The sequence below is a fragment of the Ruegeria sp. AM5 genome (assembly GCF_056540645.1).
Genome location: NZ_JBQFXC010000001.1, coordinates 734,986 through 759,938, shown reverse-complemented (window position 1 = coordinate 759,938; position 24,953 = coordinate 734,986). Strand labels below are relative to the sequence as shown.

The window sequence follows — 24,953 nt, the reverse complement described above, 5'->3', positions numbered from 1 at the left end:
GCGCCAGTGTTTTGCAAAACGCTGCGCAGGTGAGGTTTTGCATGGAATACGAAGCAGTCCTTCTGGACATAGCCGATGATCTGGCGGTTCTGACGTTGAACCGACCGGACAAGATGAATGCACTGACGACGCAGATGCGGGCCGAAATCACCTACGCAATGAAAGACGCGGCCCGCCGTGCGCGCGCGATCGTGTTGACGGGGACAGGACCCGCCTTCTGTTCGGGTCAGGACCTGGGCGACGCGTCGAGCACAGGCAAGATCGATCTCGAACGCGCACTCCGGGACGAATACGAACCGATGCTTGAGGCAGTTTATGATTGCCCGGTACCAACAATTGCGGCGGTAAATGGGCCAGCAGCCGGGGCAGGGGCCAACTTGGCGCTCTGCGCGGATGTGGTGATCGCAACCGAAAGCGCCTATTTCCTGCAAGCTTTCGCTCGGATCGGTCTGCTGCCCGATGCAGGCGGCACCTGGTTCATGCCGCGTCAGATGGGGTTTGCCAAAGCGATGGGTGCAGCGTTGTTTGCAGACAAGATCAGCGCGCGCCAGGCGGATGAATGGGGATTGATCTGGGAAGCGGTTGCAGATGATGAGTTCGACGCTCATTGGCGCAAGAGAGCTGCGTATTTGGCGAATGGCCCAACCTCTGGGTTTCGCGCGATCAAACAAGCGATCCGGGGAACTTACGATAGAACGTTACCTCAGCAACTTGCGGCCGAAGCCCACCTGCAGGGCGAATGCGGACGTACCCGAGACTTTGCCGAAGGCGTCGTAGCCTTTCTTGAAAAGCGCCCTGCGAAATTCGAAGGGCGCTGATCATTCAATCAGGCCCGGCGGCGGCGACGAGTGCGCCGTTCGGGAACGGCCTCGTCCCCAGTGCCATCTGAGGCTGAGGTAAACGGACCAAGCGCCGATACGATCTGATCCAGGGTCGGGCGCTCGCCGCGCGGACCGTTATCTAACGCCTCGCGCATTTTGCGCAAATGCGCAGGCATAGTGCCACAGCAACCGCCAATGATCGTTGCACCTGCATCGCGCGCCATGGCGGCGTACTGGCCCATCAGTTCAGGCGTTCCATCATAATGGATATGACCGTCCACATATTTCGGGATCCCTGCGTTGCCCTTGGAAATCAGTGGACGTTCGTTTCCTTGGGCAGCGAACCCAAGTACCGTCCGCAGTATATCCGAGGCACCAGTGCCGCAATTCGCCCCGAACGCAACCGGAGGATTGGGCAGAGTTTCCACGATCATTGCGAGATCAGAAGATGTAACACCCATCATTGTGCGGCCAGCCGTGTCAAAACTCATGGTGCCGCACCACGGCATATCTGCCAGAGCGAACGCTTCTGCCGCAGCCCGGAATTCTTCCGGCGCGCTTATGGTCTCAAGCCACAGAACATCTGCGCCTCCGGCCTTCAATGCCTCAGCTTGTTCATGAAACATCTCGACGGCTTCGGCGTGTGAGAGGCTACCGACAGGTTCCATGATCTCGCCGGTCGGACCAACGGATCCGGCCACGATGATTGGGCGGCCTGCTTTATCAGCGACTTCGCGACCCAGTTCAGCGCCAGTACGGTTCAGCTCGGCCACGCGGTTCTGGGCTTCGTGTAACTTCAAACGCGCGGCTGTTCCACCAAATGTGTTTGTCAAAAACAGATCACTGCCGGCATCGACCGAGCCCTGATACAGAGCACGAATCTTGTCAGGCGCATCGACGTTCCACAATTCCGGCGCATCGCCTGATTGCAGGCCCATGTTGAACAGGTTCGTCCCGGTCGCGCCATCCGCCAGAATGACGTCGACGGTTTCCAAAAGGTTGCTGAGCGCGTTTGTCATTGGAGTATTCCAAAATTGGGGCCACAGCCCGTAAAAATATGAGACGCCCCGTGTCTCACGACCGGGGCGTCAAATCAAATTCATAAAACTCATGAAGATCATGAGTTTTGCAGCTCAGGCATCAGGACTCGGCTTCTGCCATCACCTGCTCTTTGGCTTCGACCAGAAGTTCGACCATCTTCTCGCGGATTTTAGCCTCATCCGCGAGATCGCCGAGGTAGCCTTTGACCGCTTCGACAACATCGTCTTCGCTGACATTTTGCAGATCGGTATGAACCAGTTCCTGCCCGTATTTACGGGCTTGTTCCACGGTCTCGCCCTTCAGCGCCGAGGCCCATACGGCCATAAATCGGTTGCGGCGCATCCGAGCGATGAACTGCATCTTTTCGTCATGAGCGAATTTGTTTTCAAACGCGGCTTCACGTTCGTCGAATGTGGTCATTGGTTGGGGACCTCTTGGGTTAGATGTTCTTTTCTGATGATATGACTATACGACGCCCTGTGCGCAAGGTATTTGCGCTGCGTCAAAGCCTCTCGGGGTTGCGAACTTGCGGGAAAGCGGGGCTTGCACTATGAGGGCGCCAACGTGAAGGGACTCATTCCCTTTCCCCAGACTGGAAAGGTCGCTCATGGCGCGTCGCAAGAAGATTTACGAAGGTAAAGCCAAGATCCTGTATGAAGGTCCCGAGCCGGGCACCATCGTGCAGTACTTCAAGGATGACGCCACAGCTTTCAACGCCGAGAAGAAAGACGTGATCGATGGAAAGGGCGTTCTGAACAACCGGTTGAGCGAATTCTTCATGACCGGTCTGGCCCAGATCGGAGTTCCGACGCACTTCATTCGCCGTCTGAACATGCGGGAGCAACTTGTGCGGAATTGTGAGATCATTCCACTGGAAGTGATCGTCCGCAACTATGCCGCCGGATCGATGTCCAAACGCCTCGGTATCGCCGAGGGTACTCAACTGCCGCGCCCGATTGTTGAATACTGCTACAAGGACGATGCGCTGGGTGATCCGTTGGTGACCGAAGAGCACATTGCGGCATTCGGCTGGGCGAGCCAGCAGGATATGGACGATATCCTGAGCCTTGCACTGCGCGTTAATGATTTCATGAGCGGCGTGATGCTGGCGGTTGGTATTCGTCTGGTCGATTTCAAAATCGAGATCGGGCGCGTGTTCGAAGGCGATTTCCAACGACTGATCATTGCGGACGAAATCAGCCCCGATAGCTGCCGTCTATGGGATATCGAAACCGGTCAGAAGCTGGACAAGGATGTGTTCCGCCGTGATCTGGGTAGTCTGACTGATGCATATTCTGAGGTCGCCCGCCGTCTTGGCGTTCTGCCCAAAAGCAATGTCACAAAACCAACGCTGATCAACTGATCCTGTCTCATATCGACAGGGTTGTCCGACAAGCCCAAGCGGGGTATCCCGCGCCCAACGAAACGGATCGATGCGCGGTCCATCAGTGGAGTTCTCGAAAATGAAAGCACGTGTGCATGTGATGCTCAAGAACGGGGTTCTGGACCCGCAGGGCGAGGCTGTGCGTCACGCATTGGGTGCGATGGGCTTTGATCAGGTCGAAGGTGTCCGTCAGGGCAAGGTGATCGATCTGGAACTGGCAGACGGCGCGACCGAGGCGGACGTAACCAAGATGTGCGAAAAGCTGTTGGCCAACACGGTCATCGAACGCTTTGAGATCGAACTGCTCTAAGTTTCTCTGACCTAGGAGGGTCCGCCATGCGCGCAGCCGTCATCGTTTTCCCCGGTTCCAACTGCGATCGTGATCTTGCTGTTGCCTTCGAGCAGGCCGGTTTTTCCGTCGATATGGTCTGGCACAAGGATGCCGCGCTGCCCGAGGGTATAGATATCGTCGGTGTGCCGGGTGGGTTTTCTTACGGCGATTATCTGCGCTGCGGCGCGATTGCGGCGCAATCGCCCATTTGTAAAGCGCTGGCCGCGCATACCGAGCGTGGTGGCTATGCCGTCGGCATCTGCAACGGTTTTCAGGTTCTGACCGAAACCGGAATTCTACCTGGCGCGCTGTTGCGCAATGCCGGTCTGAAATACATCTGCAAAACGATCGGACTCAAGGTCGAAACCAGCGATAGCGCCTTTACTGAAGGATACAATGCCGGGGATGTGATCGATATCCCGATTGCGCATCACGATGGCAATTATTTCGCAGACGATGAGACCTTGGCCGAGTTGAAGGATCAGGATCGCATTGCCTTCACATATGCCGAAAATCCCAATGGTTCGCGCGACGATATTGCAGGGATTTTATCGCACAACCGGCGCGTGTTAGGCATGATGCCCCACCCAGAACGAGCGGCGGATTCGGGCCACGGAGGCACTGACGGGACGGCGCTCTTCCGCGCATTGGCCAGGGTGCTGACGCCCGCGTGACTTGAGGTCATCAGTCGAGACGCGTAGCGTCAGTACATGAGCGCGGAAGATCAAGCAGACAGCAAAGGGTTTCTGAACCGGTTTCGCGGCGCGCCTATGGGCTGGCGGCTGCGTCTTGCCGTGTTTTTGTTGCTGCTTGCTACCGTCGCCACAGTGTGGATCACCAACAGTCTGCTAACCAGTCGCTTCACCGAATCGACCAGAAACCGCGCCGAACTGCGGTTAGCCTTGTATTCCGGCAACCTGCTGAGTGAGTTGCGGCGCAACGCCATCGTGCCGCAGTTGCTTGCCCGTGACCCCACCCTGATTTCGGCCCTGCAATCCAGCGATTACACGCTGTCTAGCCAGCGTCTGATCTCTTTCGTTGAAGAAATCGGGGCGGCCTCGCTGGTTTTGCTGGATGGGGATGGCCTGACACGTGCTGCAACCGACCGGAACCGGTTGCAGGAAAGCCACCGGAACTCGCCTTACTTCATCGATGCTATCCGGTCGAATGCCACTATATTCTCGGTCATTCCACGTGAATCCGGCGGTTACAGCTTTGTCTACTCGCGGCGAATCGAGGCGAATGCAGAGATCCTTGGCGTGATCGTAGTCGAAGTTGATTTGCAGAAATTTGAACGCGCCTGGGCTGGTATTTCTGACGCGGTGATGGTCACAGACAGCACTGGTACGATCATCCTCTCGACCGAGCCTCAGTGGCGAGGTCTAGATGAAAGCGGTGCCATGTTGCGCCAGCCCCCTCAGAACGCGATTCAGCGCGCAATCCGAGCCACAACCGATTGGAGCGCTTTGCCCCCCGATGCCTATCTTCAGGGCGAGGCTGTGATGCGGATGGAGACCCGCATTCCGTTCCGGGGCTGGCAAATGACCTCGTTCACCACCTATTCGTCGATCCGCGAGCGGGTGAACAGCGTTCTGGCGCTTGAGATCATGGCCTTTGCGATTCTTCTGGCACTGACCTTCTATGCGCTCAGCCGCAGAGCGACGTTGCGCATGACCTTGTTCCAGCGCGAGTCGGCGGAGCTTCGCGCATTGAACGTAAGGCTGCAGCGGGAAATCGCTGAGCGTGAACGTGTTGAAAAGACGCTGGAAGTTGCCGAACAAACCCTTGCCCAGAGCTCAAAACTGGCAGCACTTGGAGAGATGTCTGCGGCAGTCAGTCACGAGTTAAATCAACCTCTGGCTGCGATGAAAACTTATCTGGCCGGCGCGCGTCTGCTTTTGCGTCGAAACCGACCCGAAGAGGCGTTAGCCAGCTTTGGGCGGATCGACGGATTGATCGAGCGGATGGGAGCGATCACGCGCCAACTCAAATCCTATGCGCGCAAAGGTGCAGATGCGTTTTCGCCAGTAAATCTTGGCGAAGCGCTGGCCTCGTCCCTGTCGATGATGGAACCGCAGCTGCGTCAGCGGCATGTGAAGATAACCCAGATTTTGCCCGAAGAACCTGTTATAGTGATGGGTGATCGGATGCGGATCGAACAGGTTATGGTCAATCTCTTGCGCAATGCGCTGGATGCGACCAAGTCTGTGGATGAGCCGGATGTCGAGATCATTCTCGCTGCAGGTGAAACTGCGGTACTGACCGTGCGGGACAATGGCCACGGGATCGAGGATATCGAAAACCTGTTCGAGCCGTTTTATACAACCAAACGCCCGGGGGACGGCGTTGGTCTGGGGCTTGCCATCTCGTCCGGGATCGTGAACGACCATGGCGGACGGCTGACCGCGCGCAACGGCCAACAGGGTGGCGCGGTGTTTGAGATGCAATTGCCCATATTGGGAAGCGACGGCCTTGAGGCCGCGGAATAGAGGAAGTGACTATGGCACAGGCCATGAAAATCGCCATCGTGGATGATGAACAGGACATGCGCCAGTCGATCAGCCAGTGGCTGGCTTTGTCGGGGTACGACACCGAAACCTTTTCAAGCGCCGAGGATGCGCTCAAGGTCTTGGGGCCAGAATACCCCGGGATCGTGATTTCTGACATCAAGATGCCGGGAATGGATGGCATTCAACTGCTGAAAAAGCTGATGGGGGCCGATAGCACGCTACCGGTGATCATGATCACGGGACATGGCGACGTGCCAATGGCCGTAGAGGCGATGCGTGTCGGGGCGTTCGATTTCCTTGAAAAGCCGTTTAACCCCGATCGCATGTCCGAACTGGCCAAACGCGCCAGCAATGCGCGTCGTCTGACGCTCGACAACCGAGCCCTGCGGCGTGAGCTGTCTGGCGGTACGCAGATCATGAACAAGCTGATCGGTGCCAGCCCCGTCATGGAGCGGTTGCGTGAAGATATTCTGGATCTAGGGCAGGCGGATGGTCATGTCCTGATCGATGGGGAAACCGGAACCGGAAAGACTTTGGTGGCGCATGCATTGCACGCGGTTGGTAGCCGGGCGGGTAAGAAATTCGTCCTGGTTTCCTGCGCAGCACTAGAGGAAGAAGCGCTGTCAAAGCGCCTGTTTGGTCCGATGCTGCCCGAGGACACACAATTGCCCGCCATCGAAGAGGCCCGAGGCGGTACGCTAGTACTCGAGGATGTCGAAGCGCTGAGCGACACGCTGCAGGCCCGTCTATTGAGCGTTATGAATGAGCAGGGCACCCCTGCGGAAACGCGGATCGTTGCGATTTCGAACCTGCAGGAAGCGGGCAAAACCTCAGAAGATGTATTGCGTCCCGATCTGTTCTATCGGTTGGCGGCGCTGCGCATCACCATGCCTCCGCTGCGACAGCGGGGTGAGGACATCCTGACGCTGTTCACCCGTCTGAGCGAACAGTTCGCAGAGGAATATGGCTGCGACGCGCCTCAGGTCAGTGCGCAGGAAGCGGCTCAGCTGCTTCAGGCCCCGTGGCCCGGGAATGTGAGGCAGTTGATCAACATTGCTGAGCGTGCGGTGCTGCAGTCGCGGCGCGGGTCGGGGACAATTGCTTCGCTGCTGATGTCGGATCACGAAGAGATGCAGCCTGTGATGACAACTGAAGGCAAGCCGCTGAAGGAATATGTTGAAGCCTTCGAGCGGATGCTGATCGACAATACGATGCGCCGTCACAAGGGATCGATCGCCTCGGTGATGGAAGAACTCTGCCTGCCACGCCGGACACTGAACGAAAAGATGGCGAAGTACGGGTTGCAGCGTTCGGATTACCTGTGAAGGTGGAGGAGGGGGCTGGCCCCCCTCTTGAGCCTGCGGTTCAATTCAACCCCTGGATATTTCTGAACAGATGAAGGGACTCTTCGGCGCGTTCTTGGGTCGCGATGCAGTTTGCCCATTGTCTTTTCCACAGGACTGCTTTTATTGTGATCGAACGGGCCGGGTTTTTTGTGCCTGCAAGCCCCGTGTTTTGAGTTTCGCTGCTGAGCTGATGGTGAGGATAGATCCCGCGCGGCGCGGCAGACCGATTATGCCCCAATGGGGCAGATGAACGCCTGAACCCGTCTATGCGGGTGAAAGGAATAAATGGGCGGGCCGCATATAGATGCGCCTGTCGGAGAAGAACCGCGATGACGCGCGCGCAACGATTGAGTATACGGGCAGGGGGCCAAAGCGCCAGACCCTGCCGCGCGCCGTCCGATATCGCCCGTACAAGACACCTCCCCAAAAGCGCCTGTCCGCCTGGACGGGTCAGGACAACGCGTTTGGCGCGGTGCACCAAGGACACATGGCTAAGAAAATGCTTATCGATGCCACCCACGCGGAGGAAACCCGCGTTGTGGTGGTCGACGGAAACAAGGTTGAGGAATTTGACTTTGAATCCGAAAACAAACGCCAGCTTGCTGGCAACATCTATCTTGCAAAAGTAACACGGGTTGAGCCGTCGCTACAGGCGGCATTTGTTGATTACGGCGGGAACCGGCACGGGTTTCTGGCGTTTTCCGAAATACATCCCGACTACTACCAGATCCCCGTCGCTGACCGCGAGGCGCTGATGGAGGAAGAGCGCGCCTATGCCGAGGCGATGAAGGCGCGGGATGAGGCCGAGGAAACAAAGCCCAAGAAGCGCCGGTCGCGTTCGCGCTCAAAGGCCGCTGACGTCAAGACGGACGATCCGGTTGAGACGCTGGAGGTTTCCTCAGAGCCGACCGGAATGGAAACCATCGATCTGGATGACGGTGAAGAGACGGAGGTGCCCGAAGGGACGTCTCCGATGGAAATCGTTGCCGAGACGCCGGTGGAAGAGCCTGAGGATGCCGCCGAGCCTGTTGCTGAAGAAGCTCCGACCGAAGAAGCCGAGTCCGAAGATGTAGATCAGCAGGCGGAAGCGCCAGAAGAGACTGCTGAGGTAGCGGAAGACGCACCTGTCGAAGCAACTGATACCGACCAAGAAGAACCTTCGAATGAGGTCGAAGCCAAGTCTGACGAAGAAGAGGCGGAGGCTTCTGGTGATGAGCCCGAGGCGCATGGCGAGACAGAAAGCAAAAGCGCTGACGCGGCTTCGAAAGACGATACCATCGAGTCGGTGGCGGACGAAGACGATAGCGAGGATATCCGTCCTCCGCGCAAGCCACGCCCGCGCCGCTACAAGATTCAGGAAGTTATCAAGGTGCGTCAGGTCCTGCTGGTGCAGGTGGTCAAGGAAGAGCGCGGCAATAAGGGTGCGGCACTTACCACGTATCTGTCTTTGGCGGGTCGGTACTGCGTACTGATGCCCAATACCGCACGGGGCGGCGGAATTAGCCGCAAGATCACCAATGCCGCTGACCGGAAGAAACTGAAAGACATTGCCGCTGAAATCGACGTGCCCACGGGCGCGGGTCTGATCGTTCGTACGGCGGGTGCCAAGCGGACAAAATCAGAGATCAAGCGCGACTATGAATACCTGCAACGACTGTGGGAGCAGATCCGCGAGCTGACGTTGCAATCCATTGCGCCTGCGAAAATTTATGAAGAAGGCGACCTAATCAAACGCTCGATCCGCGACTTGTATAATCGCGACATCGATGAGGTTCTGGTTGAAGGCGAGGGCGGGTATCGTATCGCCAAAGACTTCATGAAGATGATCATGCCGTCGCACGCCAAGAACGTGAAACGGTATGAGGACGCGCTGCCTCTGTTCGCGCGTTATCAAGTCGAAAGCTATCTCGCGGGGATGTTCAACCCGACGGTTCAGCTGAAATCCGGCGGTTACATTGTGATCGGCGTGACCGAAGCGCTGGTGGCGATCGATGTGAACTCGGGCCGGGCGACCAAAGAAGGTTCGATCGAGGAAACCGCGTTGAAGACCAATCTGGAGGCCGCCGAAGAAGTGGCGCGCCAATTGCGTCTGCGCGATCTGGCCGGTCTGATCGTGATCGATTTCATCGATATGGACGAGCGCAAAAATAACTCGGCCGTTGAGAAACGACTGAAAGACAAGCTGAAAACGGATCGTGCCCGTATTCAGGTGGGCCGGATTTCGGGCTTTGGACTGCTCGAAATGAGCCGTCAGCGTCTGCGTCCTGGAATGCTTGAGGCGACGACCCAGCCATGCCCGTCTTGCCATGGTACCGGCCTGATCCGGTCGGACGACAATATGGCACTGTCAATCCTTCGCCAGATTGAAGAGGAAGGCACTCGCCGCCGTTCGCGTGAGGTATTGGTGCGTTGCCCGGTTAGCATCGCCAACTTCCTGATGAACCAGAAACGCGAACACATCGCGCAGATCGAAGCGCGGTATGGTTTGTCGGTTCGGATCGAAGGGGACGTTCATTTGGTCAGCCCCGACTTCTCGATGGAGAAGTTCAAGACCGCTAGCCGCGTTGTTCCTGAAGCAACTGCGCCGGTGGTATCGGTTGATGCGTCGCTGATGGATATGGTCGACGCCACGGATGAGGACGAAAACGAAGAAGAAACTGCGGTTCAGACCGAGGAAGAGACTAAGCCCAAGCGTAAACGGCGTCGGCGCCGGCGCAAGAAGAGTTCGGGCAATGGTGACGCGCCGGATGGCAATGCGGACGAGTCTGACGCTGACAGTGTAACCGACGCGAGCAACGAAGCTGAGAGCGTCGAGGCCAAGCAGACCGAGGCTGAGCCCGTTGCTGAGGAAGATGCCGAGAAAGCGGCCAAACCCAAAAAGCGCCGGGCACCGCGTCGACGCAAAAAGGATACTGAGGCCACAGTCGAAGCAAGCGAGACGCAGACCGAAGCGGATAATGCGAACTCCGATCCGGAGAAAGAGCCGGTCAATGCTAAGGCCGCCGAGGCTGAACAGCAAGAGCCAGCCGATGAGTCTGAAAGCATCGAACCAGCCGCTGAGCCAGATAGTGCTGATGCACCATCAGAGCTTGAGATCGCCGAAGCAACGTCGGCTTCTGAAGTCGCCAAAGAAGTGCCAGAGGAATCTGCTGAAGCGCCTGAACTGGTTGCCGAAGAAGCCGAAGAATCGACCGTGGCAGCAGAACCCGAAGTCATTGAGGCTGCCACCCCAGAGCCGGTCTTGGAGGCAGTGGCAGACGAACCCGAACCCGCGCCGGCCAAGCCAAAGCGCCGAGGGTGGTGGTCATTGGGACAGTAAGAAAAAGGCGGGCCAACTGGCCCGCCTTTTTTCATTAGCGTGCGTTCCAAAGAAACCTCAGGCCGATTTTTGGATCACATATATCTGATGACCATCCACTGTGTCTTGCGAGACAAGTGTGTGGCCAGATTCGGTGCAGAAATGCGGTACGTCGATAATCGCGGCTGGATCATCGGCCAGCACGCGCAGCATACCCCCCGCAGGCAAGGATTTCAGGCGCTTCCGAGCCTTCAAAACAGGCAGGGGGCACAACAATCCCAACGCATCCAGTGTTTCAATCTCATTGGTCATGGGGCTGAGATATTTCTAACGAGCCATACTGTCCAGCGCGCAACCACGAGGATGTGACCGAATGGCCTCGTGACGAAACCCGCGCGATAACTTATGTGCTGAGTCATGTTCGGAATTGAGATCATAGACGCGGGCCTTCTGCCTGCCATGTTTATCGCCATGCTGGGCGGGTTGATAAGTTTTCTATCTCCCTGCGTGCTGCCGATTGTGCCACCGTACCTCGCGTATATGAGCGGTGTGACTATCAACGAGATGCAGGATGAGGCGCGCGCGCGGCGCAAGGCGACCCTGGCGGCACTGTTTTTTGTTCTGGGTCTGTCGACCGTGTTCCTGCTGCTAGGCTTTACAGCCTCGGTCTTTGGGGCGTTTGTTCTTCAGAATCAGGTGCTTTTCGCCAAACTCTCGGGCGCTGTCGTCATTGTCTTTGGCCTGCACTTTCTGAACGTGTTCCGTATTCCTTTGTTGGATCGTGAGGCACGCGTTGATACGGGTGACTCCAGCGGATCTGTGTTCGGGGCATATATTCTGGGACTGGCCTTCGCCTTCGGTTGGACGCCGTGTATCGGCCCACAATTAGGTGCAATCTTGTCGCTGGCCGCCTCCGAAGCATCAGTCACGCGTGGCACCGTATTGCTTGGCGTATATGCGGCAGGCCTGGGCATTCCATTCTTGCTGGCTGCGATGTTCCTGAACCGCTCTATGGCGGTTATGAACCGCATCAAACCGCATATGGGCACAATCGAGAAGGTGATGGGCGGGCTGCTGCTTTTTGTTGGCATCATGCTTGTCACCGGTTTGTTCACCGAATTCAGCTGGTGGCTGCTGGAAACATTTCCGGCTTTGGCAAACCTCGGTTAACCCTCTGGCTTTAAACGCGGATGGATAGACGCCAGGTCTTACCTTGGCGTCAACGCTACGCTAATCTTTGGCGCAGAGGGCCGGGTAATGAGCAGTCAGCAATCCAATCCGCAGGTGCGCAAACGCCGGGTGTTTTACATTCCCGGCTACGACCCGATTCATCCGCGCCGATATCGAGAGCTCTACCGCAAAGAGGGGGGCGCCCAGGCTGAGATATCGGGATACCAGATCGATATTAGCGCTAGGACGGGCGAAGGTCCCTACGGCTGGCAGGTGACTTCTCAGCAGGACGGCAGTCCTGTTGATGCAGATGTTCAGGTTCTGGTCTGGTCGGATATCGTGCGTGACAGCATGGCTCAATCGATACCGGCAACCTATCTGCAACTGGCGAGAACCGCCTGGATATATATCTCGACCGGTACGCTTTGGCGGCTGATGCAGCTGCGCAAGGGGCCCGTAATTGCGGCGCTATACCCGGTGGCAATGCTGCTGCTGCAGCTTTTTGCATCGTTGTTGATTGCTTGGGGTTTAGTCTCTGTATTGAAACCACTCGTTGGGTGGTGGTCTTTGGTACCTGCTGCCGGGGTAATCTATGCTCTGATGCAATCGTTCCGAAAGATCGATAATCGACTGTTCGCTTATTACCTTATGCATGACTATGCCCACTCGGCGAAGCTATACGGCGCGTATTCGCAAGTTCTGCAATCGAGGCTGCGGGAGTTTTCTGACCTGATCACAGAGACGCTGGACACAGACACCGATGAGGTGCTGGTCGTAGGTCACAGCTCTGGCGCCCATCTTGGTGTGTCAGTGTTGGCAGATGTTTTACGACGACGGGGCGGTATACAGGATAAGCCAGTCTTATCCTTTCTGACCTTGGGGCAGGTGGTGCCAATGGTTTCGTTTCTACCGCAGGCACACACGCTTCGCGCTGATCTTAAATATCTGTCCGAACGCGCGGATATGACTTGGATCGATGTCTCTGCACCAGGGGATGGCTGCGCGTTTGCGTTGTGCGATCCGGTCGCGGTCAGCGGCGTCGCTGGCCCCAAAAAATGCGGGCCGCTGGTTCTTTCTGCGGCCTTCACCCAAACACTGTCCCACGCGCGATGGCAGCAATTGCGTTGGCGCTTTTTTCGCCTGCACTTTCAATATCTTTGTGCGTTCGATCAACCTGGACTTTATGACTATTTCCGCATCACCGCAGGTCCTGAAACATTGAAACAGCGGTTTGAAAGGCGCGCCCCATCACGATCGCGCATTGAGCGGGCTGTTTCGAAATACATCGCGGTGGAAGCATGACGCCCCCAAAGCCCGAAGCACGACCAGATAAGGTCTCGCTGTGGCGGTATCTACGTCTGTTTCGGCAAGACTTGCTGTCTGCTCAGCCCCAGCGTCTATATCGAGCGTGGATGGCTGAATTCCGAACGCCGTTCTTTCGCTCGTATATGGTCAACCAACCCGATCTGATCCGCGCAGTTCTGAAAGAGCACCTGGATGCGTTTCCAAAATCAAATCGCATCAGCGAAGGCTTACGCCCCTTATTGGGCCGGTCCGTGTTCCTGACCAATGGCGAAGTCTGGAAACGGCAGCGCAGGATCATTGATCCCGCCTTTGAAGGCGGACGTTTGAAAGACACGTTTCCCGCAATGTTAAATGCGGCGCAGGCTTGTGCGGATCGGCTTTCAGGCAGAGTTGGGCAGAGGGTGGAATGTGAAGAAATCACAAGCCATGTCGCGGCGGATGTGATTTTCCGTACCCTGTTTTCGGTTCCTATCGAACATGAGGTTGCCGCGCAGGTCTTCGATAAATTCCGAATCTATCAGCGCGAACAGCCCTTGCTGAACCTGGCCGCATTCGTGCCGGTTCCAAGCTGGATGCCCCGATTTCATTCTCGCAAAACTCGCCAAACCGCCGGCGAGATTCGGGATCTGATCAGCCGATTGACGGATGAACGCGCTATAGCAATCGAAAACGGGTCGGCCCCCGATGATCTGGCCACCAAGATCATGACGACTACAGACCCGGAAACCGGAGACCGGTTTGATGCGCAGGAAATGGTCGATCAGGTCGCCATCTTCTTTTTGGCGGGGCATGAAACCAGCGCATCGGCGCTGGCCTGGACGCTCTATTTGATGGCACTGTATCCGGACTGGCAGGATAAACTGGCTGAAGAAGCGCAGGCCCTGGACACGCCTGATTTTTCCACCATGTCCCAATTGAAACTCAGCCGCGATGTATTTCGCGAAGCTCTACGTCTGTATCCACCAGTTCCGATGATGGTGCGCGAGGCGACATGCCCAGAACGCTTCCGTGATCGGGATGTTCCGCAGGGCTCTCAGATCGTTGTGAGCCCCTGGCATTTGCATCGACATGAGCGGCTTTGGGACAGGCCGGACGATTTCGATCCCACACGATGGACGACGGAGAACGGAAAGAAATGCCAGCGCGAGGCCTATATTCCGTTTTCGGCTGGCCCCCGTGTCTGCACGGGTGCGGGGTTTGCGATGGTCGAAGGGCCTTTGATCTTGTCAATGCTGTTGCGCCGTTATCGATTCGAAACAATTCACGGCGAAACGCCGGTACCGGTCGCGCATTTGACGGTCAGATCGAAGGACGGAATTTGGTTGCGCTTGGTTGAGCGCTAACAAACTACCATCGCTCTTCGGCATGCTGTATGCGGTTTGAAAATGCGGAATCATATTGAACGGGATTGAGTTATGTCGAAAGCAGAACAGCGCGCGCAGATGTCCGAAGGCGCAGGATTTATCGCAGCACTGGACCAAAGCGGCGGTTCAACCCCGAAAGCGCTGGCTTTGTACGGCGTTGAAGCATCGGACTACGGATCAGACGAAGAGATGTTCGGCGAGATTCAGAAGATGCGCGCGCGGATCATTCTGGCTGACGATTTCACCAAGGATAAAGTGATTGGTGCGATCCTGTTCGAACGGACCTTGGGTGAAGAAATCGACGGCAAGAAGGTCGCGGATTACCTGTGGTCCGAAAAAGGTATCGTACCATTTCTGAAAATCGACAAAGGGCTTGAGGATCAGGCCAACGGTGTTCAGATGATGAAGCCAATTCCGGGGCTGGCTGAGACGTTGGCCAAGGCGGATGGTGTTTTTGGCACCAAGGAACGTTCAGTTATCCACGAAGCCAATGCTCAGGGCATTGCCGACGTTGTCGCGCAGCAGTTCCAGGTCGCACGCGTTGTCACTGATGCGGGAATGGTCCCAATTGTCGAGCCTGAGGTAAACATCCACTCGGAAACCAAGGCCGAGGCTGAGGACATTCTGAAATCAGAAATTCTGAAGAACCTGGATCAATTGGTCGAGGGTCAGGAAGTGATGCTGAAGCTGACCATACCCAGCCAGGCCAACCTTTATGATGAGGTGGCGGATCACCCGCGCGTCCTGCGTGTTGTGGCGCTGTCCGGCGGATACTCGACCGAGCAGGCCTGCGACCTGCTTGGCCAAAACAGCAAGATGATCGCGTCGTTTTCGCGCGCACTGACCGAAGGGCTGTCCAAACAGCAATCTGACGCAGAATTCAATGCAGCGCTCGGCGGTAATATCGACAATATCTACCGCGCCTCGATCTGATCGCGGGGTAATCTATTCGGGCTTGATGAAATCGCGGCGTAATTGCGCCGCTTTTTCGCGCATGACACATCCTTTGGCGTGATCATTGATCAACCCCATGGCCTGCATAAAGGCAAAGATCGTGGTGGGGCCTACGAATTTCCAACCACGTTTTTTCAGATCTTTCGACATCGCGATGGATTCTTTCGATGTGGAAGCGCTTTGCGGGGCGGGTGGCGCCGAAGGCTCGTACCTCCAGACATAAGCGGCCAATGATCCCTCGTCAGCGATTAGGTCCTGCACGCGGCGGGCGTTGTTGATCACGGCTTCAATCTTGCCGCGGTGTCGCACGATGCCTTTGTCGTGCAGAAGTCGATTGATATCTGCATCAGAAAATTCTGCTATCTTGTTAAAATCAAAGTATCTAAACGCTGCCCTGAAATTCTCGCGTTTTGACAGAATGGTGCGCCAACTCAAGCCTGACTGAAAGCTCTCGAGGCACAGTTTCTCAAACAGTCGTCTGTCATCGGAAACCGGATATCCCCATTCGTTATCATGATAGTCAAAGAATTCGGGGGCGGCGTTGCACCACGAACACCGAGGTTTTCCATCTGGGCCCGTTGCCAAATCGTTCATGAATGTACCCTTTTTGTTCTCCGCGAAGATAAGCGGCGCGATTGTTTGAAATCAAGTACTCAATCGGTTTGACGATACCATTTCAGAATGAAGACACGAATGGCCGAAGCCAGTCCGGTTTCCGGGTCGCGCTCTGCATCAATATTTGCCGCCAGGATATTGATTGGGATATCTTTTTCCCGCGCGATATCACGGAAGGCTTGCCAGAACTCATCCTCAAGCGAAACGGATGTTCGATGACCTTGCAAGGTCAGGGAGCGTTTGACAGGACGTCCACTCATTCGTCGACCTTGTGACCGTCAAGGTCCCGGCGCTGCCGGTCTTGCTGCAGCTTTACAACGGTCCTGTCGGCTTTGGATTGTCCGTGTTTCGCAGCGTTTGCATCCGCGCGGGCCTTTTTTTCAGCCCGCGCTTTTTCTTTTCGAAACCGGTTCAGGTTAACCGGTTTACCCATCAGTCCTTGGGTCCAATCATATGCTCGGGCCGTACAACCGCATCAAACGTAGCCTCGTCCACAAAGCCCAACGCAATGGCTTCTTCCTTAAGTGTTGTGCCGTTCTTGTGCGCTGTTTTGGCGACGGTCGTGGCGTTGTCATACCCGATTGTCGGTGCCAGAGCAGTCACCAGCATCAGGGATTCCTTCATCAGCTTGTCGATGCGTGGCTCGTTGGCTTTGATGCCCAACAGCATTCGCTCGGTAAAGCTGTCGGTTGCATCGCCGAGCAGCTGGATCGACTGCAGCAGGTTATAGGACATCATCGGGTTGTAGACGTTCAACTGGAAATGGCCCTGCGAGCCTGCAAACTTCATTGCTGCGTCGTTGCCCATCACATGCGCGGCCACCTGAGTCAGCGCTTCGGCCTGTGTCGGGTTCACCTTTCCGGGCATGATGGAGGAACCGGGCTCGTTTTCGGGCAGGATAAGCTCACCCAATCCTGAGCGGGGCCCCGAACCCAACAGACGGATATCGTTGGCAATCTTGTAGCAGGAACCGGCAATCGTGGCCAAAGCGCCCGACAAAAAGACCATGGCATCATGTGCGGCCAGAGCTTCGAATTTGTTCGGCGCGGTCACAAAGGGCAGGCCGGTGATATCGGCCATATTCTTGGCGACAGCCTCATCCCAGCCGCCATGCGTGTTCAAACCGGTACCCACAGCAGTACCGCCTTGAGCCAGTTCATAGATACCGGGCATTGCAGCTTCTACACGCGCAATGCCCTGACGAATTTGATGCGCATACCCGCCGAATTCCTGTTCCAACGTCAACGGCGTGGCATCCTGCGTATGGGTGCGGCCGATCTTGATGATACCGGCAAACTCTTTTGCCTTGGCTTCCAGCGCCGAGGCGAACTTCTCAAGCCCGGGCATCAACACATCGCGCACACTCATCGCTGTGGCGATGTGCATCGCGGTGGGGAAAGTATCGTTCGAGGATTGACCCATATTGCAGTGATCATTCGGGTGAACGGGATCTTTCGAGCCAATCTCGCCACCCATAATCTCAATCGCGCGGTTCGCAATGACCTCGTTCGAGTTCATATTGGATTGCGTGCCCGAGCCGGTTTGCCATACGACCAGAGGAAAGTTGTCGTCAAACTTGCCTTCGAACACTTCACCTGCCGCTTGTATGATCGCGTCGGCGATCTTGGCGTCCAGCTTGCCGATGGCTTTGTTTTCAATTGCACAGGCCTTTTTGATCACACCCAACGCGCGCACGATGGCGACGGGCTGCTTTTCCCAGCCGATGGGGAAGTTCATGATCGAACGCTGCGTTTGCGCGCCCCAGTACTTATCGGCAGGCACCTCAAGCGGGCCAAAGCTGTCGGATTCAGTGCGGGTTTGAGACATCGGTCGCTCCGGTCTGGTATGCAGTCGTATGCCGTTTACCCGCAGCAAGGCTGTGGCGCAATCGGCCAGTTGAGCGCACCTTAAACTTGGGCCGCGCAAAGGTATAGACGCGGCACAGCTACAAATAATTTCTGTTAGCGAAAACAGTGCCATTGTACGTCGGCGGGCTAAAGTTAAGATGGGACAATAACCCTGACGGAGGCAACCATGCGCGTGTCACTTCTCAAAAGCCCTTTGTATACGCTTGCGTTATTGTTTGCCGCGAGTTTTTGGCTGGCAGTATTTGTGCAACACGCTCAGGCGACGGGAATCGAGCCGTTCGTGGGTGACTATACCGGTTCGGCCGACGTTGTTGATGCGGATGGTACGGCGACCCCTCGGGATATGAGCGTTTCGATTCAGGAAATTAAAGGGGGCTTCAACGTGAGTTGGACCACCACGACTTACAAAGCCGACGGTCGCATCAAGGATGAGAAATACTCGGTTGATTTTCAAAACTCGGATCGGCCCGATGTTTATTCTGCGGCCATGAAGCGAAATGTGTTTGGCCATGAGGTGCCGCTTGACCCGATGAAAGGGGAACCCTTTGTTTGGGGGCGGATCGAAGGAGATACTCTGACGGTGTTTTCGTTGTTCATAGCCGAAAACGGTGGCTATGAGCTTCAGCAATTTGACCGGACACTAGCTGATGGCGGGCTCGACCTGTCATTTTCCCGGTTTCGCGATGGGGTTAAGTCGCGCTCGGTCGAGACATTCCTTCAAAAAGAATAAACCCCGCATCAAGCGGGGTTTTCTGGGTCATTTCCGGAAGCTGTCCAGCGAGACCACATCCGCATCATGCTGAGGTTCCGTCTCTTCGGCCTCAAGCTCAATCGGGGCTTCTTCCGTCACATGGATCTCTTCGTCCTCGTCTTCTGGGCTTTCAAAGCGCAAGCCAAACTCAACCGAAGGATCCACGAAGGTCTTGATCGCCAGATAGGGGATGTAAAGGGGTTCCGGCGCATCCCCGAAATTCAGCGTAATCGAAAAGCCATCGTCACCGACTTCGAGGTTTTCGAACCAGTGCTGCATGACAATCGTCATCTCGCCTGGATAGCGCTCACGCAGCCAATCGGCCAACTCAACGCCCTCATGCCGTGTATCAAAAGTGATAAAGAAATGATGCGAACCGGGCAGGCCGGTTTCGGACACGTCGGTCAGGACGGTCTTGATCAGGCCTCGCATGGCCGTGTGCATCAGATTCCCGTAGTCGATGTCTTGCGACATGGTTGATCCTCGAAAGTGGTTAATCCCAGCATAGTTCATTCGGACGGAAACGAAAGGCTGTGCTGGGCTGTATTGATTACAAAATCTGCATGCCTAGTCCGGCCAGAACCATGATACCAAGTGTGGTTGCTAAACCGGATTTCATACGGAAAATCAACAGGCCAGCCAGAACGGTCAGCACAAGTGCGCTGAATTCAAGCGACGAAAGGTCGGGTAGGGGGAGAGAAACTGGTCCCCAATGCCACCCCGGAATTGAGGTGAACAAGACGTTTAGCCCGAACCACACGGAGAGGTTGAGAATCACTCCGACGACCGCAGCTGTGATTCCGTGCATCGCGGCCCCAAGACGCGGACGCTCGGCGATTCTATCCAGATGCGGGGCTGCAAGAAAAATCCACAGAAAACACGGTACAAACGTCGCCCATAAAGCGACAATGCCCGCCGCAAACGCCAGCGAGGCGCCTCCGGCAATCTGACCGCTAAGCATGGCCACAAACTGAGTCACCAGAATCAGTGGCCCAGGCGTGGTTTCGGCCAGACCTAGCGCGTCGATCATCTGGTCCGTGCTGATCCATTGGTAGGTTTCGACCACGGTCTGGGTCATATAGGCCAGCACCGCATAGGCACCGCCAAAAGTTACAACCGCAAGGCGGGCAAAGAACCAGCCCAGATCGCTGAGCAGTTCCTGACCGCTCAAAGACAGAACAAACAACGGCCCCAGCCAAAGAATAAGCCAGAAAACCGCTGTGCGAACAGGATTGGCAAGTGTTGGGCTGGTTTGAACGGCAACGGGCTTGTCGTCTTTCGAAGTCACGAATCCCCAAACGGCAGCGCACAGTATGATTAGCGGGAAGGGCAGGTTGAAGACAAAGATCCCCAAAAAGGCTAGGCCCGCGATAACCCGGTGCTCGACGTCTGTAAGCGCTTTCCTCGAAAGGTTCCGTAATGCTTGCAGGACGATGATGATCACCGTGGCCTTGATGCCCAAGAACCCGGCTTGAACCAAAGGCAATGTACCATAGGCCGCATAAAGCAATACCAGCAGCGCGATCACCAGAGCACCTGGCATTACAAACAAACAGCCCGCGATTAACCCTCCGGCCACGCCGCGCAGCCGCCAACCTGCATAAGTGGCAAGCTGCATGGCCTCGGGACCTGGCAACAGCATGCATAAGGAAAGCGCGCGCAGATAGGTCTGTTCGTCCAACCAGGGGCGCTTTTCGACCAGCTCCTGATGCATCAGTGAAATTTGGGCGGCGGGGCCGCCGAAGGACAGCAGCCCGATGCGCCCAAACACCCTGATCAACTCTTGATATGAAGGGGTCATCTGCCGTGACCCGCGGGCCAGTCATGCGTCTCGCTAGAGCCATCGCGCGCCCAGCGATAGAGTGCATCATAGATGTGCATTCCAGCCTGCAATTGTTGTTGGTCATCCCGATACTGGCGCGACAAGCCGACCGAAAGGGCCAGCAACCCGGCGGCCTCAGGCGCCAGATCGTGCCTGTTTGTATCGGCGGCACGTATGATCGTGGCCATGCGGTCCAGAGGCTCAGATCGAAGCTTGAAGTCATCCAGCATCGTGTCAAAGGTGCAATTGTCGCCGCGATGGCTCCAATCAGTTCCTTCAACATCAAAGGGTGTGGCGTCGAAGTGCTCGGCAACCCCCTGAATTTCATCCGGTGCTACAAACAGGAACCGAGCGCGCCTGTCGACAAACCTGCGGATCAGCCAGGGGCACGCGATGCGATCAATCTTGGGGCGGTGCCGCGTCACCCAGACCGTGTTGCCTTTTGCAACTGCAGGAAGGGCAGGCACAGGCACGACCATTGCGCCCGGCATAGCGCGCCAGGCGAACATTCCACCTTTCAGAAATTCTGCCACCACCCCTTCAGCCTGCAGCCATGAAACAACGCCCTGACTCAGCTTTTTGCCTTTCTGGCAAATTACTACGCAAGAATGATCGCCGGTATGATTTCTTATGCAATCAACATTTTGATATGGCATTCGGAATGCGCCGGGTATGAGGGAGGGATCATCGTCGAAATCCCCATCTGTGCGCACATCAAACAGGATAGGAGCCTGAGGCGTACCGATCAGGCGCAAGAGTTGTCGGGGTGTAATTGCATTGGGGGCAGCCATTGCATGTTTCCTTATTGCTTTGGATACATGCGAACTTGGGCTGCCGCCTCACGGGGTGTTCGCAAGCTTACCCCTTGATCCTCTGCTAGCGCGCAAATGCGGGATGGGTCAAGCTTGCGGTCAAGTTTATCAGGCCCAGTCCAACCTTTGCCCGGTCATGCAAACCGGAAGGGTATCCTGTGGGAACTGCCCCAGTTGTTCAAAAAGTGTAATGAAATCAAACTGATTATAGGCCTCGACCATCTTGTCCCCTTTGAAGCGCGCCATGACTTGTCCGGTAACTTCAAGCGGGGCACCGTTATCGGCCCGGAAGGTGCGGACATGCAGAATACCAGAGACCCAATCACCATTTTCGATGATCTTCGGCAGTTCGACTGTGATCTCGCCCAGAACATGACGAAACGCCATGACCAGATCGCGAAAGTCGTCCGCGCCAACCTGCATTTCGGGTATCAACCCTTCGGCCATCGTATCCGGGGCAAAAAACTGATCGATTGCATCGGTATTGCCTTTTTCCCAGACCTCTGAATACCACGCCCTAAGCCTGTCAGAATTCGTCATCTCAGCCCTCCTGTCGCTTGTTCAGGAAGATGAAGCAGAGAAGTGAATAAACCCTGAATCCCAGGTGAGTTATGGGCATGGAGCAGACATAATCGGTAAAATGCAGGTTTCTGTTGCCAGGTACCTGCGAACCCCGCCTTACGCGGCTAGGCGCAAGGGCTTAAGTTTCGGTCTTGCTACTGCTTACGCAGCAACTGCAACCGGAGCACGATTGTCGTTTGCAATTGTACTAGTTTCGCCGGTAACGGTGGCAGACAGCCGAGACAAAGCTAACCCCTTTAGACGTTCGTCGATCCTATTTCGGCCCCATGATCCTCAAACGAAGGATGTTGGTGGAGCCGCCGGGTACCGCCCCCGGGTCCGATCCGCTTATTACGAGCGCGTTTATGTCCATAGTCCCGAAGGACCCCTCATATATAGGTTAGGACGTGGTCGGATGCAAACCCGGAATGCTAAAGTTGACTTATATCAAATTCAATAAGTTAAGCGGCTCTGTTCATGTTGGCAAGAATAAGCCAAAGGGCCAGAACAAGCTCGATTCCACCAAAAGTCAGCGCCTTGACGAACGGGGGATTATCCAGAGCCAAAGACACAAACCGACCCAACGCCGCCCCTGCATAAACAACGCCCAGCATGGCATATGCCATCGGTGTGTTGAGCCAGAGAACCACGGCACCTGTCACCACGAACAACCCGCCAACCGAGGCTCGCATCTCACTAAGTCCCATGGTGCTTTTGGTGGGGGCTAGGTCCAGCGCGTTGGCTGTGTAGGCCGGGGCCAGAAATCCGAACAAACCAAAGCCGACGGTCAGCAAGGCGGCAATCACGTTAAGGGTTGCGATCATGGACTTTTTCCCTTTCTGCTCTGCTCGCAGAGTCTAGCGCAGCACTATGTAAAGAAAAGCATCTAAATCGCTGACCACAAGCCTATAACTCCGACCGCGATCAGGCTGAGAGCCCAGACAAGTTCCAGATTGAACCAGCTGCGTGACAGAAATTGAAGGCCCAGCCAGCGATAGACGGCGAAGGCCAGAATGCCTCCGCCAAGAATCATGGCGGCTGTGTGAAGTGCAGCGACCGTCAGTACGAGCAGGCCATTGCTCGCCATGATCTGAGAGACTGCGATCTGGCCCGTTTCCAGCTCGTCTGATCCACACAATCCAAGATAAATCGGAACCAACATCAACGCCGCGCCGTGTGCCAGCGCAACGAGGAACGACCAAAGTGCCAATTTGCTTGGCGGTACGCGCGACAACATCCGGGGATGCCGGCGTATTATGGCGATGTAAACACCCATTGTGATCACAATCAGCGCAGCGCCGATACGAATTTCGCGTTGATATTCAACCAGAACTGCCATCATAGCAAATGGCAGTAGGACCCCCAGCATGGCGACGAAATGACCACCAGCCAGGGCGGTCAATGCGCGCCACAAAGCTGATGGCCGTTGTTCCATCAGCGCCGAAGATACCGCAAGCGGCCAGCCCATTCCGGGATTCAGGCCATGATAAGCGCCGCTAAGCACAACGGCCAGCCAGAGACCAGCCGTTGATGTCATCAGAGTCTCCAACTCAGACCGATGGGTAGCAGAAACTATCGGTTGAACAGTCTCCACCCTCAAGCCGGATTTGGTGGGCCCGATATCCGTCCGGGAAGTCGACCCAGAACTTCGGATCCAATGTCAGGCCCCCGTTCTCGCCAACATCCGCCTTGACCATCGCAGCCCCGCGTTCACCGGGATAGAACTGATCATCCCAAGTGGAATAAAGCGAATTGGTCCAATATACCCGCTTTCCGTCGCGGCTGATTTCAACCATCTGCGGCCCGTAACCAAAGTCTTGCCCGTTGGGATGTTTTGTTTTCTTGACGATCCCCCCGATCTCGACTTTGCCCGCAAGGGTCGGGTTCATCGGATCAGAGACATCGTATTGATGCATCTCACCCGTGCCCCAACAGGCCACATAAAGGTATTTATCGTCCAAGCTGAGGTCGATATCCGTGACCAGTGGCGGAACGGCAGAGAAGCCTTTCAGCAATTCAGGCAAGTCATCTGGATCAGCGGGCTGCGGATCGATCGTGATGGTCTTCTTGGCCTCGAAGGTGCCATCATCATTACGCCACCAAGTAAAGATCGCGCCCTGCAGGTTGGTCGTGTCAACCACCACACCACAGAACCCATATTGTTTGACCGGATCGTGAGCGGGCCGGATTTCCAGGGCCATCTGGTGATTTTCACCCAGATCGATGGTCTGAATATTGGTCCGGCTGCGTAGGTTCCAGAAATGGATGCTGTGCCCGTATTTGTTCGAAAGCAGATCCTCGGCCACTATGCCGTTTTCGAATTGCGGAGGCAGTCCCCATTCCGAACTGACCATATAGTCGCGTGGCAGGTTCCACCAGAAATCGTAGTGTTTGTCTTGGATACCTCGCTCGATCTCGTAGCGCCCGATGATCTCGAAGCTCTCGCAATCCATGATGAAAATGCCCGGAGGGCCGTCCGTGCCGTCTTCGCCACCGCCTCCAAGCGTGCTCACGTAGATCCCCTCCGGTCCGCAATGGATCGTGTGCGGGCGGGAATATCCAGTTTTTGCAAAAACTTCTTCGGGTTCGATGATCTTGTGTATCTTGGCCTCAAGCGGGTTCTTGACGTCGATAATGTAGATCCGGCTGGATCGTATGCCAGGAACAATGAGGTAGCGGCGTTCCAGAAACGCATGGCCACTAAGCGGTGACAGCGCAGAGGAACAAGCGTTCCACCCGAAATGGTGAAACTCATCGCCTTTCTCTGGCATGATCACTTGATGGACAATTTTTCCGTAATCATCCGAAGTCGGATCTACGTTCACGACGGCCAAACCGTCTGGTTGGGAAAAATCAGGGCTTAGCATCAACGTGAATGCAAGCGTTTCAGTGGGGCCCTCCATCGCCAGTTTGGCTGATGGGTAAAAGGTTGGGTCCGGTCTTTGGTTCATAACGTCCTCCCGTAAGTCATTGATCTTCAATTCATGTTGGAAGTTCCGG

26 protein-coding genes and 1 other RNA gene are annotated in these 24,953 nt (G+C 55.9%); 12 read left to right on the top strand and 15 right to left on the bottom strand.

The features are described 5' to 3' along the window. Positions 1-41: 41 nt before the first annotated feature. Positions 42-818, top strand: coding sequence for an enoyl-CoA hydratase-related protein (locus tag ACR0AH_RS03890; RefSeq protein WP_480590482.1), 777 nt, complete (start codon positions 42-44; stop codon positions 816-818). Positions 819-826: 8 nt separating this feature from the next. On the opposite strand, the gene bmt is transcribed toward ACR0AH_RS03890, so the two are convergent. Together bmt and ACR0AH_RS03880 are read right to left on the bottom strand one after the other, a co-directional pair. Further along, the gene (gene bmt, locus ACR0AH_RS03885) at positions 827-1,840 is read right to left on the bottom strand and encodes a betaine--homocysteine S-methyltransferase (protein WP_480590479.1); all 1,014 of its coding nucleotides are present in this window, start codon (positions 1,838-1,840) and stop codon (positions 827-829) included. Between the two features lie 121 nt (positions 1,841-1,961). Beyond that, on the bottom strand, positions 1,962-2,282 hold the full coding sequence (locus ACR0AH_RS03880; protein WP_170393165.1) for a DUF1476 domain-containing protein: 321 nt from the start codon (positions 2,280-2,282) through the stop codon (positions 1,962-1,964). A gap of 187 nt (positions 2,283-2,469) precedes the next feature. Between ACR0AH_RS03880 and purC the strand changes: the two genes are divergently transcribed. The 6 genes from purC (at position 2,470) to ACR0AH_RS03850 (ending at position 10,752) form a co-directional block, all read left to right on the top strand. Next, positions 2,470-3,225 (top strand): phosphoribosylaminoimidazolesuccinocarboxamide synthase, encoded by a 756-nt coding sequence (gene purC / locus ACR0AH_RS03875; protein WP_170393164.1) that lies wholly within the window; start codon positions 2,470-2,472, stop codon positions 3,223-3,225. 100 nt (positions 3,226-3,325) lie between these two features. Next, positions 3,326-3,556 (top strand): phosphoribosylformylglycinamidine synthase subunit PurS, encoded by a 231-nt coding sequence (gene purS, locus ACR0AH_RS03870; RefSeq protein ID WP_010439914.1) that lies wholly within the window; start codon positions 3,326-3,328, stop codon positions 3,554-3,556. Between the two features lie 26 nt (positions 3,557-3,582). After that, complete coding sequence (purQ, locus tag ACR0AH_RS03865) at positions 3,583-4,251, top strand: phosphoribosylformylglycinamidine synthase subunit PurQ (protein ID WP_480590476.1); 669 nt, start codon at positions 3,583-3,585, stop codon at positions 4,249-4,251. A 36-nt stretch (positions 4,252-4,287) separates the two neighbouring features. Continuing rightward, the gene (locus ACR0AH_RS03860) at positions 4,288-6,066 is read left to right on the top strand and encodes a sensor histidine kinase (RefSeq protein ID WP_370644429.1); all 1,779 of its coding nucleotides are present in this window, start codon (positions 4,288-4,290) and stop codon (positions 6,064-6,066) included. Between the two features lie 11 nt (positions 6,067-6,077). Further along, positions 6,078-7,412 (top strand): sigma-54-dependent transcriptional regulator, encoded by a 1,335-nt coding sequence (locus ACR0AH_RS03855; protein ID WP_170393162.1) that lies wholly within the window; start codon positions 6,078-6,080, stop codon positions 7,410-7,412. Between the two features lie 508 nt (positions 7,413-7,920). Further along, positions 7,921-10,752, top strand: a complete 2,832-nt coding sequence (locus ACR0AH_RS03850; protein ID WP_480590861.1) for an Rne/Rng family ribonuclease — start codon at positions 7,921-7,923, stop codon at positions 10,750-10,752. A gap of 57 nt (positions 10,753-10,809) precedes the next feature. On the opposite strand, the gene ACR0AH_RS03845 is transcribed toward ACR0AH_RS03850, so the two are convergent. Beyond that, positions 10,810-11,043, bottom strand: coding sequence for a sulfurtransferase TusA family protein (locus tag ACR0AH_RS03845; RefSeq protein ID WP_170393161.1), 234 nt, complete (start codon positions 11,041-11,043; stop codon positions 10,810-10,812). Positions 11,044-11,148: 105 nt separating this feature from the next. Between ACR0AH_RS03845 and ACR0AH_RS03840 the strand changes: the two genes are divergently transcribed. The 4 genes from ACR0AH_RS03840 (at position 11,149) to ACR0AH_RS03825 (ending at position 15,503) form a co-directional block, all read left to right on the top strand. Continuing rightward, entirely contained in the window at positions 11,149-11,901 is a 753-nt protein-coding gene (locus tag ACR0AH_RS03840) for a cytochrome c biogenesis CcdA family protein (RefSeq protein WP_170393160.1), read from the top strand. Positions 11,902-11,988: 87 nt separating this feature from the next. Further along, a complete protein-coding gene (locus tag ACR0AH_RS03835) occupies positions 11,989-13,203 on the top strand; it encodes a hypothetical protein (protein WP_480590473.1) in 1,215 nt (404 codons plus the stop codon). Next, positions 13,200-14,549, top strand: coding sequence for a cytochrome P450 (locus tag ACR0AH_RS03830; RefSeq protein WP_480590470.1), 1,350 nt, complete (start codon positions 13,200-13,202; stop codon positions 14,547-14,549). The genes ACR0AH_RS03835 and ACR0AH_RS03830 overlap by 4 nt, the downstream gene beginning before the upstream one ends. Positions 14,550-14,621: 72 nt before the next feature. Beyond that, the gene (locus ACR0AH_RS03825; RefSeq protein WP_480590467.1) at positions 14,622-15,503 is read left to right on the top strand and encodes a fructose bisphosphate aldolase; all 882 of its coding nucleotides are present in this window, start codon (positions 14,622-14,624) and stop codon (positions 15,501-15,503) included. Positions 15,504-15,515: 12 nt separating this feature from the next. On the opposite strand, the gene ACR0AH_RS03820 is transcribed toward ACR0AH_RS03825, so the two are convergent. Genes ACR0AH_RS03820 through fumC form a run of 4 tightly spaced genes read right to left on the bottom strand, consistent with a single transcriptional unit; the run spans position 15,516 to position 17,966 of the window. Beyond that, entirely contained in the window at positions 15,516-16,118 is a 603-nt protein-coding gene (locus ACR0AH_RS03820) for a DNA-3-methyladenine glycosylase I (RefSeq protein ID WP_223118083.1), read from the bottom strand. 59 nt (positions 16,119-16,177) lie between these two features. Then, complete coding sequence (locus ACR0AH_RS03815) at positions 16,178-16,399, bottom strand: ribbon-helix-helix domain-containing protein (RefSeq protein WP_480590463.1); 222 nt, start codon at positions 16,397-16,399, stop codon at positions 16,178-16,180. After that, positions 16,396-16,572, bottom strand: a complete 177-nt coding sequence (locus ACR0AH_RS03810; RefSeq protein WP_170393154.1) for a DUF4169 family protein — start codon at positions 16,570-16,572, stop codon at positions 16,396-16,398. Before ACR0AH_RS03810 ends, ACR0AH_RS03815 begins: the two co-directional genes overlap by 4 nt. Beyond that, positions 16,572-17,966 carry a class II fumarate hydratase gene (fumC, locus tag ACR0AH_RS03805; protein WP_170421467.1) on the bottom strand — a complete coding sequence of 465 codons (1,395 nt, stop codon included), beginning with the start codon at positions 17,964-17,966 and terminating at the stop codon, positions 16,572-16,574. The genes ACR0AH_RS03810 and fumC overlap by 1 nt, the downstream gene beginning before the upstream one ends. A gap of 207 nt (positions 17,967-18,173) precedes the next feature. On the opposite strand from fumC, the gene ACR0AH_RS03800 reads away from it, so the two are divergent. Beyond that, positions 18,174-18,737, top strand: coding sequence for a hypothetical protein (locus ACR0AH_RS03800; RefSeq protein WP_480590460.1), 564 nt, complete (start codon positions 18,174-18,176; stop codon positions 18,735-18,737). A gap of 27 nt (positions 18,738-18,764) precedes the next feature. Here ACR0AH_RS03800 and ACR0AH_RS03795 read toward each other — a convergent pair whose 3' ends face one another. The 8 genes from ACR0AH_RS03795 to ACR0AH_RS03760 all read right to left on the bottom strand — a co-directional run bounded on the left by ACR0AH_RS03795 (position 18,765) and on the right by ACR0AH_RS03760 (position 24,904). Continuing rightward, entirely contained in the window at positions 18,765-19,232 is a 468-nt protein-coding gene (locus tag ACR0AH_RS03795) for a ClpXP protease specificity-enhancing factor SspB (RefSeq protein ID WP_170405597.1), read from the bottom strand. A 76-nt stretch (positions 19,233-19,308) separates the two neighbouring features. Beyond that, positions 19,309-20,559 (bottom strand): chromate efflux transporter, encoded by a 1,251-nt coding sequence (chrA, locus tag ACR0AH_RS03790; RefSeq protein WP_480590457.1) that lies wholly within the window; start codon positions 20,557-20,559, stop codon positions 19,309-19,311. After that, positions 20,556-21,371, bottom strand: coding sequence for a chromate resistance protein ChrB domain-containing protein (locus tag ACR0AH_RS03785; RefSeq protein ID WP_480590454.1), 816 nt, complete (start codon positions 21,369-21,371; stop codon positions 20,556-20,558). The genes chrA and ACR0AH_RS03785 overlap by 4 nt, the downstream gene beginning before the upstream one ends. A 129-nt stretch (positions 21,372-21,500) precedes the next feature. Further along, a complete protein-coding gene (locus ACR0AH_RS03780; protein ID WP_480590451.1) occupies positions 21,501-21,932 on the bottom strand; it encodes an ester cyclase in 432 nt (143 codons plus the stop codon). Positions 21,933-22,031: 99 nt separating this feature from the next. Next, positions 22,032-22,378: a transfer-messenger RNA gene (gene ssrA, locus ACR0AH_RS03775) on the bottom strand. 36 nt (positions 22,379-22,414) lie between these two features. Further along, complete coding sequence (locus tag ACR0AH_RS03770) at positions 22,415-22,777, bottom strand: DUF4345 family protein (RefSeq protein ID WP_170510034.1); 363 nt, start codon at positions 22,775-22,777, stop codon at positions 22,415-22,417. A 62-nt stretch (positions 22,778-22,839) separates the two neighbouring features. Then, positions 22,840-23,490, bottom strand: a complete 651-nt coding sequence (locus tag ACR0AH_RS03765) for a hypothetical protein (protein WP_480590448.1) — start codon at positions 23,488-23,490, stop codon at positions 22,840-22,842. A 13-nt stretch (positions 23,491-23,503) separates the two neighbouring features. Further along, the gene (locus tag ACR0AH_RS03760; protein WP_170393145.1) at positions 23,504-24,904 is read right to left on the bottom strand and encodes a selenium-binding protein SBP56-related protein; all 1,401 of its coding nucleotides are present in this window, start codon (positions 24,902-24,904) and stop codon (positions 23,504-23,506) included. Between the last annotated feature and the right edge of the window lie 49 nt (positions 24,905-24,953).